The sequence below is a fragment of the Flavobacterium esculini genome, assembly GCF_048284325.1.
Classification (GTDB): domain Bacteria; phylum Bacteroidota; class Bacteroidia; order Flavobacteriales; family Flavobacteriaceae; genus Flavobacterium.
The window spans coordinates 67,867-86,757 of the sequence record NZ_JBLVPI010000006.1; the positions used below are offsets into that span (position 1 = coordinate 67,867).

13 protein-coding genes are annotated in these 18,891 nt (G+C 33.5%); 8 read left to right on the forward strand and 5 right to left on the reverse strand.

Features of this window, described 5'->3' with window-relative positions:
* Positions 1-20: 20 nt before the first annotated feature.
* The gene (locus tag ACNQGG_RS07075) at positions 21-3,065 is read right to left on the reverse strand and encodes a SusC/RagA family TonB-linked outer membrane protein (protein ID WP_417962529.1); all 3,045 of its coding nucleotides are present in this window, start codon (positions 3,063-3,065) and stop codon (positions 21-23) included.
* A 660-nt stretch (positions 3,066-3,725) separates the two neighbouring features.
* On the opposite strand from ACNQGG_RS07075, the gene ACNQGG_RS07080 reads away from it, so the two are divergent.
* Positions 3,726-4,415, forward strand: a complete 690-nt coding sequence (locus tag ACNQGG_RS07080; protein ID WP_417962531.1) for an NUDIX hydrolase — start codon at positions 3,726-3,728, stop codon at positions 4,413-4,415.
* Positions 4,416-4,671: 256 nt separating this feature from the next.
* On the opposite strand, the gene fsa is transcribed toward ACNQGG_RS07080, so the two are convergent.
* The 3 genes from fsa to ACNQGG_RS07095 form a co-directional block, all read right to left on the reverse strand.
* The gene (fsa, locus tag ACNQGG_RS07085) at positions 4,672-5,328 is read right to left on the reverse strand and encodes a fructose-6-phosphate aldolase (RefSeq protein WP_143387200.1); all 657 of its coding nucleotides are present in this window, start codon (positions 5,326-5,328) and stop codon (positions 4,672-4,674) included.
* A gap of 28 nt (positions 5,329-5,356) precedes the next feature.
* Positions 5,357-7,396, reverse strand: a complete 2,040-nt coding sequence (locus ACNQGG_RS07090; protein ID WP_417962534.1) for a transketolase family protein — start codon at positions 7,394-7,396, stop codon at positions 5,357-5,359.
* A gap of 409 nt (positions 7,397-7,805) precedes the next feature.
* The gene (locus ACNQGG_RS07095; RefSeq protein WP_417962536.1) at positions 7,806-8,804 is read right to left on the reverse strand and encodes a GntR family transcriptional regulator; all 999 of its coding nucleotides are present in this window, start codon (positions 8,802-8,804) and stop codon (positions 7,806-7,808) included.
* 128 nt (positions 8,805-8,932) lie between these two features.
* On the opposite strand from ACNQGG_RS07095, the gene ACNQGG_RS07100 reads away from it, so the two are divergent.
* The 6 genes from ACNQGG_RS07100 to ACNQGG_RS07125 all read left to right on the forward strand — a co-directional run bounded on the left by ACNQGG_RS07100 (position 8,933) and on the right by ACNQGG_RS07125 (position 16,187).
* Positions 8,933-9,958, forward strand: a complete 1,026-nt coding sequence (locus ACNQGG_RS07100; RefSeq protein WP_417962538.1) for an aldose epimerase family protein — start codon at positions 8,933-8,935, stop codon at positions 9,956-9,958.
* Positions 9,959-10,027: 69 nt separating this feature from the next.
* Positions 10,028-11,197: a galactokinase gene (gene galK, locus ACNQGG_RS07105; RefSeq protein ID WP_417962540.1), complete on the forward strand. Its 1,170-nt coding sequence runs from the start codon at positions 10,028-10,030 to the stop codon at positions 11,195-11,197.
* A gap of 1 nt (position 11,198) precedes the next feature.
* Positions 11,199-12,251, forward strand: coding sequence for a UDP-glucose--hexose-1-phosphate uridylyltransferase (locus ACNQGG_RS07110; protein WP_417962542.1), 1,053 nt, complete (start codon positions 11,199-11,201; stop codon positions 12,249-12,251).
* Positions 12,248-13,267, forward strand: coding sequence for a UDP-glucose 4-epimerase GalE (gene galE / locus ACNQGG_RS07115; RefSeq protein ID WP_417962544.1), 1,020 nt, complete (start codon positions 12,248-12,250; stop codon positions 13,265-13,267). The genes ACNQGG_RS07110 and galE overlap by 4 nt, the downstream gene beginning before the upstream one ends.
* A gap of 381 nt (positions 13,268-13,648) precedes the next feature.
* Positions 13,649-15,334, forward strand: coding sequence for a sodium/sugar symporter (locus ACNQGG_RS07120; protein ID WP_417962546.1), 1,686 nt, complete (start codon positions 13,649-13,651; stop codon positions 15,332-15,334).
* A gap of 148 nt (positions 15,335-15,482) precedes the next feature.
* Positions 15,483-16,187 carry an NUDIX hydrolase gene (locus tag ACNQGG_RS07125; protein WP_417962548.1) on the forward strand — a complete coding sequence of 235 codons (705 nt, stop codon included), beginning with the start codon at positions 15,483-15,485 and terminating at the stop codon, positions 16,185-16,187.
* 287 nt (positions 16,188-16,474) lie between these two features.
* Here the strand turns inward: ACNQGG_RS07125 and ACNQGG_RS07130 are convergent, their stop codons facing one another.
* Positions 16,475-16,840, reverse strand: coding sequence for a toxin-antitoxin system YwqK family antitoxin (locus tag ACNQGG_RS07130; RefSeq protein WP_417962550.1), 366 nt, complete (start codon positions 16,838-16,840; stop codon positions 16,475-16,477).
* A gap of 236 nt (positions 16,841-17,076) precedes the next feature.
* Here ACNQGG_RS07130 and aspS point away from each other — a divergent pair, with 236 nt between their 5' ends.
* Positions 17,077-18,828 carry an aspartate--tRNA ligase gene (gene aspS / locus ACNQGG_RS07135; protein ID WP_417962552.1) on the forward strand — a complete coding sequence of 584 codons (1,752 nt, stop codon included), beginning with the start codon at positions 17,077-17,079 and terminating at the stop codon, positions 18,826-18,828.
* Positions 18,829-18,891: the final 63 nt, after the last annotated feature.

Here is an 18,891-nt window from a genome sequence, read left to right on the forward strand (position 1 = left end):
TTTAATTAGTTTGGTTGTTTTTAAAAATTCACTTCAAGTCCTAAAGAAACAGTTCTAGGATTTGGGAATGAACCACCATCATATCCTCTAGAGAATGACCCGTCGTTGCTATTAAAATCAGGATCACTTCCTTTATATTTACTAATAGTCAATAAGTTTTGCCCATTTACATACACTTTTGCTTTTTGAATAAAACTTTTAGAAGAAACCGGAATTTGATATCCAATTTCCATAGTTTGTAGTCTTATATAGTCTCCATTTTCTATGAATCGATTAGAATCTCGGGTGTTAGCGTTAGGATCTCCGATAATAGGACGAGGTACGTTTGTATTTGTATTTGTAGGTGTCCAGTAATTTAGCATGTCGGTACTATGATTACCATATTGACCTGACATTAAATTGCGGTATATACTATTGAAAACTTTGTTTCCTCCAGCACCTTGCCAAAACATGGCGATGTCCCAGTTTTTGTAAGAACCACTAAAGTTAAAACCGTAGCTGTATTTAGGAATCGTTATACCTTGAAATGTTCTGTCAAGATCACTGATCATACCGTCGCCATTGATATCTTTGAATTTGATGTCACCCACTCCTGCGTTGGTTTGTGTTGGTGATGCAGCAAGGTCTGCAGCGTTTTGAAAAATACCAGCGGTTTCATAAGCAAAAATTTCGCCTATAGATCTACCTACTACTGTTTTTGAAGCAGCACCATAGATTGGATTCCCATTGATACCAATTTGTAATACTTCATTTTTCAACGTTCCTATATTGGCAGATATGCTGTATTTGAAAGCATTATCGTTGTTGTTGTAGGTTGTAGAAAATTCAAGTCCTTTGTTTCTCATTGCGCCGGCATTTGTTCTAATAGATGCTGGGAAAGCACCTGTAGAAAACGGTAACGGAACATCAACCAATAAATTTGTAGAATTTTTCACAAAATACTCTGCCGTAAATTGCAGGTCATTGTTGAACAATCCAAGTTCAAGGGCCACATCGGTTGTTTTTACATCCTCCCATCGTACATTTGGATCTAAAGAAGCTACAACTGTTGTGCCTGGAGCCAATTGATTATTAAAATCATACCCTGCAAAACTATTGATTGTTGTCGCGAAAAAATACGGAGGAAGAGTATTGTTTCCTAATTTACCATAACTACCTCTTAATTTGATAGTGTTTACCCATTCAGGTAAGTGAATAAATTTTTCGTTGCTTAATTTCCAAGCTCCTGAGAATGAGTAGTTATTAGCGGTATTGTTTTTTTCGCTAAAAAGAGATGTTTTGTCTTGTCTAAAGTTTGCTTGCAATAAATAACGATCATCATAAGAATAATTAAGTCGGCTTATGTATGATTTACCAGTTATAGTTACATTACTTTCTCCTGTACTGGTATCATCTGCATATTGTAGTTTGCTTATTTCACCAGCATCATAGCCTACACCTCTTGACCAGTGGTTGTAAGAATCGTTGCGTTCTTGTACCCAACCAGCCAAAATATCAAATTTATGTTTTTGGATGTCTAATGAGTAGGTTAATGTGTTGTTAAAGAATGTTTTATCATTACTGCCTGTTGATACATCTAATGAAGCTTCTTCTTTGGTAGTAATATAATACCATCCTAAATCACTTTGTGGAATGTACCTTCTGTTTTCATAATCTAATCGGTCAAAACTGGCATCCATTTTATATTTTAATCCTTTTACAATTTCATATTCTCCCCATACATCTCCAATAAAACGGTTTCTTTTTCCGTTATTTTCGATTAAGTTATTGAATCCGATAACGTTAAGGGATATCGCTCTTTGTGTTAAGTTGGTTGTACCTCCGTAACCGCCTAAACGGTTTGCATCATAAACCGGCATTGTAGGAATTGCACCAACTAAAGCACCAACTGCATTTTCTCCTACATAACTGTTAAAATTTTCTTTGTTAGATTGGGTATATCCTATTTTAGTACCGTACTTGAATTTTCCTTTTTTTCCATTCAAATTCATATTCATAGACAATCTTTCATAGTCTTGAGGAGATTTGATATAACTGCTGTTTTTGAAATAATCCATATTCATATTATAGGCTAATTCTTCAGCCCCACCATTAAACGCTAACGAGTGGTTTTCTATAATGCCAGTTTCATAAGCTTCTTTTTGCCAATTGGTATCGACATTATTAATATAAAGTGGATTTGTAGGGTCGTTTCCTGGAGCTACACTTAATCCTGCATTTTTTTCTGCTGCGCTGGTAATCGTTTGGTATCCTACTCTATCAGTTACATCCCATCTTTTAGCCACATTTTGAAAACCAACAAGAGATTTATATTTGATATTTAGTTTTCCTGCTTTTCCTTTTTTGGTTGTAATAATAACAACACCATTAGCACCACGAACTCCATAAATAGCGGCCGATGAAGCGTCTTTCAATACCTGCATTGATTCGATATCCCCCGGAGCGAAATCAAATGGAGAATCTACAATCATACCGTCAATTACAAAAAGAGGATTGTTGTTTGTAAATGAGTTAAGCCCTCTAATTTTAATATTTACAAACCCGCCCGGTTCTCCAGAAGATTGTACCGTTACACCAGCTACTTGTCCCTGAAGCATTTTTGCGGCATCATAGGTTACCGTTTTTTTTGCGGATTCCATATTTACAATACCAACTGATCCAGAAAGGTCTGATTTCTTTTGTGTTCCGTACCCAATAACAACTACTTCATCGAGTTTATTCAAATCATCATTTAATGCTATGTTTATTTGAGATTTGTTTCCAACAGTAATTTCTTGATTTGAAAATCCTATGTAAGAAAAAACAAGAACATCTTTTGATGTGGCTTTTATTGAATATTGTCCATCAAAGCCAGTAACTGTTACGGTATTAGTACCCTTTATTGAAACATTTACACCAGGTAAAGACATTGCGTCTTTTGTTGACGTAACGGTTCCTGTAATGACCTTAGCTTCCTGAGCAGAAAGAGTATAAGTAGAAAATAACATAACTACTATTGCTAGTAGCCATTCTTTTCTTGGCAATAAAAAATTGCAATAGAAAAATAATCGTTGGTTTGTTTTCATTCTGTTTTGTTTTGGTTAATTTATAAGTGTGTATTTTACATTTGTAAATTTAATTAAAAAATATCTATAAAAACAAATTAATCTGGTAAAAAAAGCACCTAAAAAAAATATATCTCATAATTTAAGTGTAAAAATAACACTTAAACATTGTGATTTTTTTAAAAAAAAGCAAATTTTCACAATTACTTTATGTAAAATTTACGCTTTGTTTCAAAAAACCAACAATTATATAAAAAATCACCTTTCTTAATTATTTTAAAAAAAAACTAGAATAGTTAATTTTCAAAGTGTTTTTGACTTAGAAACTAGATTTATATTGTGAAAAAAGCCTTGTTTGTAGTTTACTCGTTTAGTTGAAGAGCCAAATTATGCAATAATGAATGGGATAAAATTATCTTAATCGATTGATATTGAAAAATGTTAGATTTAATCTATTTGTAATTTCAATAAAAGAATTCTGTTTTTAAGAATTAAAAGCAGAATTTCATTATGAAAGTAATCGGAATAATGCAACGTGCTATATTTAATAGAGTTATAGTAGTTCATTAAACGAATTTGAGTTTTATGTTTAGGTCTTTCAAATTACTAAGTGTAAAATCCACATTAATAAAATTATGAAACCTAAAAGGAAGTTTATATATTTACCCTAAAAAGCTTAGTATGTTAAATAGTTATAGTTCTGCTGACAAGGTTTTATTAGCAGTAGATTGTATCATTTTCGGATTTGATCATGAAGGATTAAAAATACTTTTAATTAAAAGAGATTTTGAACCTGAAAAAGGGAAGTGGTCTTTAATGGGGGGATTTCTTAGAAAAGATGAGGTATTGGATAGTGCAGCTATTAGAATACTTGATAACTATACTGGACTTCAAGATATATACATGGAGCAATTGTATACGTATAGTGAAATAGATCGGGATCCAGTAGAAAGGACCATTTCGGTCGCCTATTATGCTTTGATTAATATTGAAAATCATAATGCCGAACTGACTCAAAATTATCATGCCCAATGGTTTAGTGTTGCTCAAGCTCCGAAACTAATTTTTGACCATGATTCTATGGTACAACATGCGATTAGAAGATTGCGGTATCGAACCTCTATAAAACCAGTTGGATTTGAACTTTTACCGGAAAAATTCACGATGCGTCAATTGTTGGAATTATACGAAGCTATTTTAAGCAAAGAACTGGACAAGAGGAATTTTATCAGTAAGATAAACTCGTTAGATATTCTTGTAAAATTGGAGGAGAAGGATATGATGTCTTCAAGAAAAGGTTCCTATCTATATACATTTGACAAAGAAAAATATGATGCAAAATTATTGAATGATTTTGTTTTGAACTTATAAATAGTTTTAAGTTTTTAATTTGAAATCAACTTTTTGATAAGAAGGTAGTTTCATTATTTCAGGAAATAAAAAAGGAAGGCTCGATTATGAGACTTCCTTTTTTTGTGTAATTAAGTAAAAAATGGGCAGAAATAATGGTATTTTTCTTTGATTTACTACAATTTCAAGATTTTAGATTATTTCCTATGAATTAAAACTACCATACTATATAAAATGGCTGAAATAGGATAGTTCTAAAAGATTAAAGGGTTATGAATTAACTATTCCCTTTGTTGTAATCTGCTAAAAAAGTTGCTAAACCACTATCGGTAAGCGGGTGTTTTAATAGACCTTCAATGGCACTCAACGGACCCGTTATTACATCGGCTCCAATTTTTGCACAATTCAAAATATGCATGACATGGCGTACTGATGCAGCCAAAATTTGTGTTTCATAACCGTAATTATCATAAATCAATTTGATTTCAGCAATTAATGCCATTCCATCAGTAGAAATATCATCTAACCGGCCAATGAAAGGGGATACATAAGTGGCTCCGGCTTTTGCGGCAAGCAATGCTTGACCTGCAGAAAATACTAAAGTACAGTTGGTTCTGATTCCTTTGTCCGAAAAGTATTTTATCGCTTTTATACCTTCTTTAATCATCGGAATTTTTACCACGATTTGAGGGTGCAAAGCTGCTAATCTTTCTCCTTCGGCAATCATTCCTGCTAAATCAGTTGAAATCACTTCGGCACTGACATCGCCATCCACCAATTCACATATTTTGACGTAATGAGCAATAATATTTTCAGCTCCCGTAATTCCTTCCTTCGCCATCAGCGACGGGTTAGTAGTTACGCCGTCTAGGATTCCTAAATCATTGGCTTCTTTTATATCTTTTAAATTTGCGGTATCGATAAAAAATTTCATATCTTTTTATTGTTTAGTTTTTGGTTGTTTATTTATTTTCTTCAATATATTTAAGAATCGCTGCGCAAGCATGTTCACTTGTAAATCCGAATTTTTCGTCCAAAACAGTTGCGGGAGCTGAATAGCCAAAATGATCCAATCCAATCACTTTTCCACTATCGCCTATCAAGCCTTCTAGATTTACCGGAAGTCCGGCTGTAAGTCCAAATACTAATTTTCCTTTTGGAATAATACTGTCTTGGTATACTTTTGATTGCTGTATGAATAAGCCTTCGGATATAATGGAAGCTACATTTATTTTTAGTTTTTTATCCTTTTCTAATATAACGGCTGCTTCTAAAAGTGTGGCAACTTCTGATCCATTTGCGATTAAAGTAATGTCAGGATTTTGCGTAGATTTCACTAAATAACCTCCTTTTGTAGCTTCGGTTGCCTCTTCGTATCTTGACGTTCCTTGCGCAGGAATGTCTTTAATATTTTGTCTGGAAAGAATCAGGCCTGTTGGTGTTTTAGTATTGTTTAAGGCCATGTTCCAAGCTACCGAAGTTTCTATTGCATCGGCTGGGCGTAGCGCCAATAAACTTTGGTCTCCAGAATGGTTTTTTATTTTTTCCATTAAACGGATTTGTGCTTCTTGTTCAATAGGTTGGTGCGTTGGTCCGTCTTCACCCACTCGGAAAGAATCGTGCGTCCAAACATATTTTACCGCTAGTTCTTGAATTGCTGCTAATCTAATGGCAGGTTTCATATAATCGGAAAACACAAAAAATGTTGCCACTACAGGGATAACACCTCCATGAAGTGCAATTCCATTGGCAATAGCTGTCATAGTCAGTTCTGCAACTCCAGCTTGTAAGAAGGCTCCACTGAAATCATTTTTTTGTAATATGGATGATTTTTTTAGAAAACCATCTGTTTTATCACTGTTAGACAAATCTGCCGATGAAACAATTATGTTTTCCACGTTTTCTGCTAAATACGCAAGTACTGCTGAGGAAGCATCTCTTGTGGCCGCATTAGGTTTTTGGATCACACTGCTTAAATCTAATTCAGGTAGTTTTCCGGACAAAAACAAATCTATCTTTTGAGATAGTTCTGGATTTTCTTTTCTCCAACTTGCTATTTGAAGTTTTTTATAGGCTGATTTTTCCGCTTTTATCGCTAGTATTTTGGCATAATGCGTTTCAACTTCTTCAAAAATGGCAAATGGATTTTCAGGATTTGCATTTAGATTGATAAGTGTTTTTGTGTAATCTGCTTTGGTTTCACCAATTGGTTTTCCGTGGAGTTCACATTCACCTTCATACATGTCGCCGGTTGCAGTAACAGTACCTTTTCCCATAATTGTTTTTCCAATTATCAAAGTCGGTTTTTCAGATTCTTCATGGGCCTCATGCAGCGCTTTCCTAATTTGCTCATGGTCATGCCCGTCTATAGTTATTACATTCCATCCCCAAGCTTCATATTTCATTGCTGTATTTTCAGAGGTGACTTCATGGGTCATAGAAGAAAGCTGCACATCATTAGAATCATAAAACATAATAAAATTATTCAATCCTAAATGTCCTGCGATTCTTCCTGCTCCCTGAGAAATTTCTTCTTGTACACCACCATCGGTAATGAAACCGTATATTTTATGATTGAAGAGTCCTTTAAATCTTGCATCTAAAAATTTTGCTGCAATTGCTGCTCCCACACCCATAGCATGCCCTTGTCCAAGAGGACCTGAAGTATTCTCAATACCTCTGAGTACATCTACTTCTGGGTGGCCAGGTGTAGCAGAACCCCATTGTCTAAAATTTTGAAGATCTTCTTTTTTATAATTACCCAATAAATAATATTGAGAATACATTAATGCTGATAAATGCCCAGCATCCATAAAGAAACGATCTCTAAAAGTCCAATCCATTTCTGTAGGATCAAAATTCAGATATTCAGTGTACAAAATATGCATGAAATCGGCACCGCCCATGGCACCTCCTGGATGTCCTGACTTTGCTTTTTCTACCATTGAAATGGCAAGTGCTCTTATATTATCAGCTGCTAATTGGTCTATTTTTTTATTCATAATTTAATTATAATAGTTTCTTGTAATTAGAAAAAATACATGATTCGTTTTTTATTGTAATATTGCAACATAAAAATTCTAAAGTTTCTAAATCATTTTCAAATGGTTTGGCTCTGAAATGGTTGGTTTAATATTAAACATGCTAATAGCTTTAAAAAAGTATTGTTGTGTTTGATTATTTGTACCAGTCATTTTTTAGTTGGTCAAATAAAATGCTGTTTTTTAGTGTTTAACGTAGGAATTAATAATAAGTGTAAAAAATACATTTGCAAATATATATAAATTTATTCTACAATAACAAATAAATTATTTTTCTTGCTTTTTTAAATTAGAGCCATATTTTCTTTGCCAATAAAAAATGGTATTTACAATTTTTTAAAATTATGAATACCAATATGGGAATTGTTTCTTATAAAGAATTCCTGATAATCAAGGCACTCTTGTTTTCAATTTGTTCTTTTTTTCCTTTCAGAATCATCTCAGCTAAAATTTTTCCCATGGCTACAAAATTTGTTGAAATTGTGGTTATACCATTTTCGACAATTTTTTTTAATGGACTTTCATTATAGGAAATAATGCCAAAATCTCTGCCTATTTTTAGGTTTTGAAGTTTTGCTTTTTCGATTACAAGAACTAAATCCCTATCACTCGGAATGATATAAACTTCGCCTTTTTTTATTTCGCGATTCTTAAATTCAGTAATTACTTCATAATTAAAAGCGTAGTCTTTGCAAAAATTATCGAAACCCATTTTCATGCCTAATGGTTCCCTGAATCCTGGAAAAATCATAATCAGTTTTTCGTATTTGCTTAATTTAGATTTTCCTTTTAGTAACCCGTTATAAATATCTTTTTTATGATTCTGGTAAATAGCGGGATAGTCTTTTAATTCGGAATTGGTTTGATCTAATATGATTACTTCATTTACTGGTAGGGTTTCTATAATTGAAGCTGCTTCAACTAGGTTTGTAGGCATTATAATATATTTTGTGTAGTTGCCATTACTGTCATTTATTAGTTTTCGGAAAACTTGAATGTTAAAATGGTGAAAGAAAATATCTACTTGAACGTCTTTTCCAATGTTTTCTAAAAACGAATTGTAAAGGTCTTCCTTGAAAATATTTAGTTCTTCAAAAAGTAAAAATATCCGTTGTTTTATTGTGACTTCCGTGCTTTTTATATAGTATCCTTTTCCAAGAATAGCATAGATTATGCCTCTTTTTTTCAACTCGTCATAGGCTTGTAAAACAGTATCTCTGGATAATGAAAATTCGAGACATACTTTGTTTATAGAGGGGAGCTTTTCATCCTTTTTTAAATAACCATCTTCTATGGTCTTTTCAATAGAAGAAATGATTTGTTTGTATTTTGGGATACCCTGATTATTTTGAACGGTTATGATTTTCATAAAGAAATGGTTTTTGCAAATATATTAAAAACTGGTAGGTACTGGTATGTTTATAGGCGTAATTATTTTACTTTTGGTTTTTCATATTTCATAAAAAAATAATCAAAATAAAATACATATCACATTTTATGACTGAATCTGTAATGGAATTGTTTGGCTTGATGGTTGATGGCGAAGCTGTTGATTCTTATGAATTAACTAACAAAAATGGAATGCAATTGAAGGTTGTTACTTATGGCGCTACTATTACATCATTGAAAATGCCGTTAAAAAACGGTAAAATGGTAGATGTAGTTTTGGGGTTTGATACTTTAGAGGCCTATATAAAATCATTTGATTTAGAAAGTGCTCCTTATCTTGGGACAACTGTCGGCAGGTATGCCGGAAGAATAAAGGATGGTACTTTTAGTTTGAACGAAAAAAAAATCCATTTAAATAAAAACAATAATAATCATTCGTTGCATGGTGGAAATACAGGGTTTAGCCAAAAAAAATGGAAGATTGAAAATGTAAATGAAGGTAGAAATCCATCAATAACGTTGTCGTATTTCAGTCCTAATAATGAAGAGAATTATCCAGGAGATTTATCAGTTATGGTAACTTACACTTTATCTGAGGAAAACGAATTGATTATAGCATACAAAGCAAACACTACTCAGGATACAATTGTGAATTTAACACATCACAATTATTTTAATCTTGATGGTCACGAATCCGATATTTTAGAACAGGAATTGATTGTAAATTCCGAAAAAATGTTGGAGACAACAAATGAAAATATTCCAACTGGAGGGTTCATAAACACTGCTAATTCATCTTTTGATTTTAGTAAACCAAAAAAATGTCCTTCAAAAATTGATACTACATTTGTTCTGGAAAAAGAAAATGAATTTGCAGCTTCGCTTTTCAATAAAAAGAATAATCTAAAAATGACGGTTTACACGAATCAACCAGGAGTTCATATTTACGTTGGCGGTAATTGTTTCAATAGAATAAAAGGAAAAGAAAATGTAGATTATCATTCACTAAGCGGTATTTGTTTTGAAACACAAAATTTTCCTGATGCGCCGAATCAGCAAAATTTTCCGAATTCAGTTTTGAAAAAAGAGGAGACCTATAATCACAAAACGATTTATAAGTTTCAATCTTTTTGATAAAAAAACTAATAAAAATAACATCAAGTTCCATAAATTTAAAAAAGGAACACTTACAATTTCTAAACAATGAATGATATTTTAATTAAAAGAACGACCGCTTTTTTTGAAGAGACATTTGGTTCTGAACCACAAAAAATAGTGCTTTCTCCAGGAAGAATTAACATAATTGGGGAACATATAGATTACAACGACGGATATGTTTTGCCAGCAGCGATAGACAAAATTATTTGTTTTGCTTTCGAAAAAAGCAATTCAAATGCATCAAGAATAATTGCGATGGATCTTGACGATGAATTTGAAATGGACGTTACTGCTTCAATGGAATTGACGGATAATGTTTGGACTAATTATATTCGTGGTGTAGTTAATCAATTGAAAATAAATAATTTTGAGTTCGAAGGCATTAACTGTGTTTTTAGCAGTAATATTCCCGTTGGTTCTGGTTTGTCTTCTTCTGCAGCTTTAGAGTGTGGCTTTCTATTTGGAATTAATGAGCTTTTTAATTTGAATATAAAGCCAATAGACATCGCACTAATGGGACAAAAAGCGGAGCATTGGGTTGGTATTAATTGTGGGATAATGGATCAGTTTTCGAGTGTCATGGGACAAGAAAATAAAGTGATAAAAATTGATTGCAGAACCTTGGAATATGAATACCATGATGCTAATTTCAGTGATTATTCTTTGATTTTATTCGATAGTAATGTGAAACATTCTTTGATGACATCGGCTTATAATGAAAGAAGACAGCAATGTGAAGAAGGAATCGCTATTATTAAAAAAAATTATCCAAAAATCAATAGTTTTAGAGATTCCACCGAAAATCAAGTGAATAGTTTGAAAGACAAAATGAGTGCTGCAGTTTTCAAACGAAGCCTTTTTGTTGTAAAAGAAATCAATCGTGTTGTCCAAGCATGTAAAGCCTTAGATAGCGGTAATATCGAAACGTTAGGCCGACTAATGTTCGAAACTCACGAAGGATTATCACTTGATTATGAAGTAAGTTGCGCCGAATTAGATATGATTGTTGACACGCTTAAAAAAGAAGAAGCTGTAATTGGTTCCCGACTAATGGGCGGTGGTTTTGGTGGTTGTACAATCAACTTAATAAAAAAGGGGCATGAAGAGGGTGTTAAAAAGAAACTTTCGGCACTTTATTTTGATACTTTTGGGATAGAATTAAAAATTTATGATGTTAAAATCGGTAACGGAACATCACTTTATAACAATAATTAGAATGAAAAATTTTGACATCAACGAAGATCCGCACAGACGATATAATCCGTTAATCAATGAATGGGTTTTGGTTTCTCCGCACCGTTCAAAAAGACCTTGGCAAGGTCAAAATGAAACCGTAACATTAGACGCACTTCCAGAATATGACCCGACTTGTTATTTATGTCCAGGGAATGTTCGAGCGAATGGTGAGGTAAATCCAGCGTATGAAAACGCTTTTGTTTTTGAAAATGATTTTGCCGCTTTAAAGCAAGAAGAAATTGCATTTGAAGAAAATAAAAATGAAACTTTTTTCAAAGCACAACCAGAAAGAGGAATCTCGCGAGTGGTTTGTTTTTCTCCAAAACACAATTTGACGTTACCGGAAATGCCTGTTGTTGCAATTGAAAACATCATTCAGACTTGGCAAAAAGAATATACGGATTTAGGTACTGTTGATTATATTAATCACGTTCAGATTTTTGAAAATAAAGGAAGTGTAATGGGCTGTAGTAACCCACATCCGCATGGACAAATTTGGGCACAATCGTCCTTGCCAACGGAAGTGGAGAAAACACAAAATAATCTGAAAGCCTATTACGACAAACATCAAAGCAATCTTTTACAGGATTATTTGAAAGAAGAATTAAAACTGAACGAACGTATTGTAAGTGAAAACGATCATTTTGTGGCATTAGTTCCTTTTTGGGCAATCTGGCCTTATGAAACAATGATAATCAGCAAGCGTCATTTTGGGAAAATAACTGATTTTACTGAAGCTGAGACAACTGCTTTTGCGATAATTCTAAAGCAATTGACAACCAGGTACGATAATCTTTTTGAAACATCATTTCCATATTCGTCAGGAATTCATCAATCACCAACTGATGGGGAGTCTCATCCGGAATGGCAATTTCACATGCATTTTTATCCGCCATTGTTGCGTTCTGCAACAGTGAAGAAATTTATGGTAGGTTACGAAATGATGGGTGAGTCACAAAGAGATATTACTCCAGAAAAGAGTGCCTCAATATTAAAAGAGCAGTCAGAAGTTCATTATAAAAACAAATTATGAAAATAGTAGTTACTGGTGGTTTAGGATTTATTGGGTCGCATACTGTAGTTGAATTGCAAAATGAAGGTTTTGAAGTTATAATTATTGATAATCTTTCCAATTCTTCTGAAGAGGTTTTGAAAGGGATAGTTGCTATAACAGGTAAAATGCCCATTTTTGAAAAGTTGGATTTGAGAGCGAAAACATCAGTTCAGGATTTTTTCAAAAAACATTCTGATGTTGGTGGTGTAATCCATTTTGCAGCCTCAAAAGCAGTGGGTGAGAGTGTGGAAAATCCTTTGTTGTATTATGAAAATAACATAAATACCTTAATTTATTTGCTTCAGGAATTGCAACTAAAACCAGAGGCTCATTTTATTTTCAGTTCGTCTTGTACTGTTTATGGTCAAGCCGATACGATGCCGATTAACGAAAATTCCTCGGTTAAACCGGCAATGTCCCCTTATGGAAATACAAAGCAAATAGGCGAAGAAATCATTACTGATGTTACAAAAGTAAGTGGTATAAACGCTATTCTGTTGCGCTATTTTAATCCAATTGGTTCGCATCCATCAACAGAAATAGGCGAATTACCCATCGGAACACCACAAAATTTGGTGCCATTTATTACCCAAACCGGAATTGGATTGCGAAAAGAATTATCTGTTTACGGAGATAATTACCCAACACCTGATGGAACTTGTGTACGGGATTATATTCATGTTGTCGATTTAGCAAAAGCACATGTTATTGCTTTGAAAAGGTTAGTTGACAAAAAGAATTCAGATAAAATAGAAATTTTCAATCTTGGAACCGGTACGGGAAGTACTGTTTTGGAAGTGATTAAAGCTTTCGAAAAAGTAAGCGGACAAAAATTGCCCTATAAAATTGTCGCTAGAAGAGAAGGAGATGTAATTTCGGCTTATGCCAATACAGATAAAGCGAACGGTATTCTTGGTTGGAAAACACAATCAACTCTGGAAGAAGGGATTGCAAGTGCCTGGAAATGGGAACAAAAAGTTAGGAATAATAATTAGTTTATAATAAAAAGCTATTACAAGCTGATAAAATCATTGATAAATAAAAAATAGTTGCGAAATACTGCTATAAATTAGCGAGTTAGTTACATTTTTTTTAAGTTTTAAACGATGTAACAATATTAAATGTAAAAAATACATTTGTAAATGATGTAAATAAAATTTTTTATTTTACTTTTGACTTTCGTAATTCATAAAAAAATTATGAATTTAAAACATATATCACAATTTATAATCAATTATTTAATTTATAATAATTTTACGCATAGGATGTTGAACAGCGGTAAATATAAAAATAGTTCAATTATTCATTAAAAAAAGAAATAACCCACAACAATAATCTCATTTATTTATATTAATTTTCTAAAAAACAAATTACTCATGAACCAGAACCTTGCTTTTGCGGATTACGCAGTTTTTATTATCTATTTTATTGTGGTATCCACTTATGGATATACCATTTATCGCAAACGCGAAAAAAATGAACACGATGCCAAAGCTTATTTTTTGGCAGAAGGAACATTGACATGGTGGGCGATTGGAGCATCTTTGATAGCTTCTAATATTTCCGCAGAACAGTTTATTGGGATGAGTGGTGAAGGATTCTTTTTAGGAATTGCTGTTGCTGCTTACGAATGGGTTGCTGCTATTGCTTTGATTATTGTGGCCGTTTGGTTTATCCCTGTTTATTTAAAAAACAAGATTTACACGATGCCCCAATTTTTAAAAACAAGGTATAACGAATCAACTGCTTTAATTATGGCTGTTTTTTGGTTATTCCTATATGTATTTGTAAACTTGACTTCTATTTTATATCTAGGCGCTGTAGCCATCAACGGATTGGCCGGAGGTGAATATTTACACGTTATTATGATTGGCCTTGCCGTTTTTGCCTTGTTGATCTCTTTAGGAGGAATGAAAGTTGTTGCTTATACTGATGTAATTCAGGTTGCGGTTTTAATAATTGGTGGACTGGTTACTTCTTATATCGCTTTGACTACGGTTGGACACTATTTCGGAGTTGGCGAAAATGCTATTGCGGGTTTCAAAGTATTGATGAGAGAAGCACCAGAGCATTTCAAAATGATTATTCCTAAACCAACTGCTGCTTCATCGCAAAACGACATCAATAAATACCTTACTTTCCCTGGAATGTTATCTTATTTAGCGGGTATTTGGATTATCAACCTTAATTACTGGGGTTGTAACCAATACATTACTCAAAGAGCATTGGGTGCTGATTTACAAACTGCCCGTACAGGTATTTTGTTTGCAGGTATTTTAAAATTATTAATGCCACTTATTGTTATGTTGCCTGGTATTGCCGCTTATGTTTTATACGAAAATGGACATTTACCTCAATTAGTAGGTGGAAAAGACGGTGCTTATTCAGCAGTGTTAACTTTCTTGCCAACTGGTTTAAAAGGATTATCTGTAGCAGCTTTAACTGCAGCTATTGTAGCTTCTTTGGCTGGTAAAGTAAACAGTATTTCCACTATTTACACGTTGGATGTCCATAAAAAATACATTCAAAAAGACGCGACCGATAGAGCTCAGGTAAACATAGGAAGATATGCTATTTTTGGAGCAATGGTTCTCGCAGTCCTATTTACATGGAATGATTTATTAGGAATTGGTGGTGTGGGTGGTTTTACTTACATCCAAAAATATACTGGTTTTATTAGTCCGGGTGTATTTGCCATGTTTTTCCTTGGTATGTTCTGGAAAAGAACTACAGGTACTGCAGCAATAGTAGGTGTTATAGCCGGTTTTCTATTATCTGTTTTATTTAATGAATTTGCACCAGCTTTATTTGGCAATGAAACATTACTTTACACAGCTTACACAAATGGTAAAGGTGGATTTGAAATACCGTTTCACATCTGTATGGGATTGTCATTTATGTTTACGATGCTTCTTATGATTGCAATAAGTTTCGCTGGTCCAAAAGTAAATCCTAAAGCATTTGAATTAGATGCCGAAATGTTTAAGGTAAAACCTCAAACAACAGTATTGATAGTAATCACATTATTGATTATTTTTGCTTTATATGCTAAGTTTTGGTAAAATTATTTTACAAAAACTAGTTTTTTGATTACTATTGTAATCGAATCAATGCCGTTTAGTTAAGCTTTTTCAGTTAGTGATTAATCAATTGAAATGTTTAACTAAAGGGCTTTTGATTTTAAAGGGGTGTATATAAAATTTAATTGGTATGAAGGGGCGTTTAAAAGAAAAAAATTTCTCATTTGCGGTGGATTGTATCATATTCGGATACGATGGCCAGGATTTAAAATTGCTGGTTATAAAGAGAAGTTTTGAACCATTTAAAGGGAAATGGAGTTTAGTAGGAGGATTTTTAGACGATGATGAAAGTGCTGAAGCAGCTGCGGTTCGCGTACTTAAAGGACTTACCGGCTTAGATGGTTTGTATATGGAACAGTTGCATTGTTTTTCGGAACCCAAAAGAGGTGGGGCGGAGAGAATTATTTCTGTTGCCTTCTTTGCTTTAATTGATATTCAAAAATACAATCAACAAATCAATGAAGACTATCATCCTGCTTGGTTTTCTATTAATCAATTACCGGAATTAATTTTCGACCACTCTGCTATTGTTGAGCTGGCCAAGGAAAAATTGCGTTATAAGGCTGCGCTTCATCCGTTATTGTTTGAATTGTTGCCAAATAAGTTTACTATGCCACAATTACAGAGCCTTTATGAGGCTGTTTATAACATGGAATTTGATAAAGGAAACTTCAACAGGAAGTTATTGTCTACAAAATTATTGGAAAAGTTGGAAGATAAAGATATGCTTAATTCCAAAAAAGGAGCATTTTATTACACTGTAAATTTAAAAAAATATAGTGCTGGTTTTAAAACCTTTTTAAATTTTGTTTCCAGTCAATATATTAATGAATAATATTTTTGTCGAAAAAGAATAAAGCTAAAAAAGCTTTCACCTAAAACGAGGGCACTCAAAAACGAAAAATGAAAACAACTAAAAAGGAGCGAAAACACTATGGTTTCGCTCCTTTTTAGTTGTTAGAAATACCTGCGGTCACTTAAAATTAAATTTCGCAAAAAAACGAGATTAAATAAGATCAAAGTCTTATTTAATCTCGTTTTTAATAGTCTTTTGAAAAAAGGGCCTTTTTCAGTGCCCTTGTTTTAGGCGAAAGCTTTTTTTATAAAGTAAGGAATTGGTCTTTAGTCGATGTTAACTATCGCTTCTTGTCTCCAGTTTTTAACAGAAGCTATTCTGTTATTGGAATAATCAACTTCACTTAAATTACTAAAGCCATTGTCGCCTTTTTCAGACCAAAAAAACCATTTACCGGTTTTAACGCCATTTGTATATTCACCAGACGAAGTTTTGTTTCCTTTTTCATCAAAAGAAACCCAAACACCTTCTAATTTTCCATTTTCAAAAAAACCTTCTTGTTGCACTTGTCCATTTTCAAAAAAGTAAGTTGCTCTAACCTTTTTACCAAAAGGTTCCAATACTGGTTTTGATTCTTGTGCAAAAATCATCCCTGAGAACAACATTGCAACTAAAATAATACATTTTTTCATATCTATAGTTTTTAATATTTTATGTTTCTTCATCAAAATTAATAAATACTTTACATTAAAAAAACTTTTTGATAACAATTTAATAACATTAGACAAAAGCTTAACATTGGAAAATAAATTGAGGTAAAAAACAATAGTGTAAAAATTCACTATTCTCAATTCATTATTCATAATTAGTCCTAAATTTGCACCCGAGCCGACAGGGCGAACAGATGAAATAATCTAAAATTTGGATCATGTATAGAAGTCATAATTGCGGCGAATTGAACGCCTCACATATTAATACAGAAGTTACGCTTGCCGGTTGGGTTCAGAAATCCCGTGATAAAGGATTTATGAATTGGGTTGATTTGCGCGACCGTTATGGAATTACGCAATTAATTTTCGACGAAGGTCGTTCTGACAAAACGGTTTTCGAATTAGCGAAAACCTTAGGGCGCGAATTTGTGGTTCAGATAAAAGGAACTGTTATTGAGCGTGAAGCAAAGAATAAAAATATTCCTACAGGCGAAATAGAAATTTTAGTTACCCAACTTACTATTCTTAACGCTTCGTTGACGCCTCCTTTCACGATTGAAGATGAAACGGATGGTGGTGAAGATATTAGAATGAAATATCGTTATCTTGACATTAGGAGAAATCCTGTGAAAAACAGTTTGCTTTTTCGTCATAAAGTAGCGATGGAAGTGCGCAAATACCTTTCGGATCTGGATTTTTGTGAAGTGGAAACGCCTTATTTGATTAAGTCTACCCCGGAAGGAGCAAGAGATTTTGTTGTTCCTTCTCGAATGAATGAAGGACAGTTTTACGCTTTACCGCAGTCACCACAAACATTTAAGCAGTTATTGATGGTGGGTGGAATGGATAAATATTTCCAAATCGTCAAATGTTTCCGTGACGAAGATTTACGTGCAGACAGACAGCCGGAATTTACGCAAATCGATTGCGAGATGGCTTTTGTGGAACAAGAAGATATTTTAAATATTTTCGAAGGACTAACAAGGCATTTATTGAAAGAAATAAAAGGTGTAGAAGTAGAGAAATTCCCAAGAATGACCTACGAATATGCCATGCGCACCTACGGAAATGACAAACCGGACATTCGTTTTGGAATGGAATTTGGCGAGTTGAATGAAGTAGCAAAAAGCAAAGAATTTCCAGTTTTTAATGCTGCGGAATTAGTGGTGGGAATCGCTGTTCCTGGAGCAGGGAATTATACTCGTAAGGAAATAGATGGATTAATTGACTGGGTGAAACGTCCTCAAGTTGGTGCGTCAGGGATGGTATATGTAAAATGCAATGAAGACGGAACTTATAAATCATCAGTAGATAAATTCTACGATCAAAACGATTTGAGTAATTGGGCAAAAACGACTGGAGCACAATCTGGAGATATGATTTTTGTTCTTTCTGGACCAGCTGATAAAACTCGCGGGCAATTAAGTGCTTTGCGTATGGAATTAGCCACACGATTAGGTTTGAGAAAGCCAGCTGAATTTGCTCCTCTTTGGGTTGTTGATTTTCCATTATTGGAATTTGATGAAGCAAGCGGTCGTTACCATGCAATGCACCATCCTTTTACTTCCCCTAAACCGGAAGACATGCATTTGTTAGAAACAAATCCAGGGAAAGTTCGTGCCAATGCGTATGATATGGTTTTGAATGGAAATGAAATAGGTGGAGGTTCAATCCGTATTCATGATAAAGCGACGCAACAATTGATGTTTAAATATTTAGGTTTCACCGAAGAAGAAGCTAAAGCACAATTTGGATTCTTAATGGATGCGTTTCAGTTTGGTGCACCGCCACACGGAGGTTTAGCTTTTGGATTGGATAGGTTAGTGGCGATTTTAGGTGGGCAAGAAACTATTAGGGATTTCATTGCTTTTCCAAAAAATAATTCAGGTAGAGATGTTATGATTGATGCGCCGTCTACAATTGATGAATCGCAATTAAAAGAGCTGCATATTAAAATTGACTTGCTGTAGTTTGCCGTTTAAATTTGTTTGAAAACGTTGAATATCAATATTTTTACAAAATAAAAAGCGAAG

What these genes read in the sequence shown, in the direction of transcription:
- ACNQGG_RS07080 (WP_417962531.1), top strand. Translation starts at nt 3,726, where the DNA reads ATGTTAAATAGTTATAGTTCTGCTGACAAGGTTTTATTAGCAGTAGAT.
- ACNQGG_RS07100 (WP_417962538.1), top strand. Translation starts at nt 8,933, where the DNA reads ATGACTGAATCTGTAATGGAATTGTTTGGCTTGATGGTTGATGGCGAA.
- ACNQGG_RS07130 (WP_417962550.1), bottom strand. Translation starts at nt 16,840, where the DNA reads ATGAAAAAATGTATTATTTTAGTTGCAATGTTGTTCTCAGGGATGATT.
- ACNQGG_RS07075 (WP_417962529.1), bottom strand. Translation starts at nt 3,065, where the DNA reads ATGAAAACAAACCAACGATTATTTTTCTATTGCAATTTTTTATTGCCA.
- ACNQGG_RS07120 (WP_417962546.1), top strand. Translation starts at nt 13,649, where the DNA reads ATGAACCAGAACCTTGCTTTTGCGGATTACGCAGTTTTTATTATCTAT.
- ACNQGG_RS07095 (WP_417962536.1), bottom strand. Translation starts at nt 8,804, where the DNA reads ATGAAAATCATAACCGTTCAAAATAATCAGGGTATCCCAAAATACAAA.
- aspS (WP_417962552.1), top strand. Translation starts at nt 17,077, where the DNA reads ATGTATAGAAGTCATAATTGCGGCGAATTGAACGCCTCACATATTAAT.
- galE (WP_417962544.1), top strand. Translation starts at nt 12,248, where the DNA reads ATGAAAATAGTAGTTACTGGTGGTTTAGGATTTATTGGGTCGCATACT.
- fsa (WP_143387200.1), bottom strand. Translation starts at nt 5,328, where the DNA reads ATGAAATTTTTTATCGATACCGCAAATTTAAAAGATATAAAAGAAGCC.
- galK (WP_417962540.1), top strand. Translation starts at nt 10,028, where the DNA reads ATGAATGATATTTTAATTAAAAGAACGACCGCTTTTTTTGAAGAGACA.
- ACNQGG_RS07125 (WP_417962548.1), top strand. Translation starts at nt 15,483, where the DNA reads ATGAAGGGGCGTTTAAAAGAAAAAAATTTCTCATTTGCGGTGGATTGT.
- ACNQGG_RS07110 (WP_417962542.1), top strand. Translation starts at nt 11,199, where the DNA reads ATGAAAAATTTTGACATCAACGAAGATCCGCACAGACGATATAATCCG.
- ACNQGG_RS07090 (WP_417962534.1), bottom strand. Translation starts at nt 7,396, where the DNA reads ATGAATAAAAAAATAGACCAATTAGCAGCTGATAATATAAGAGCACTT.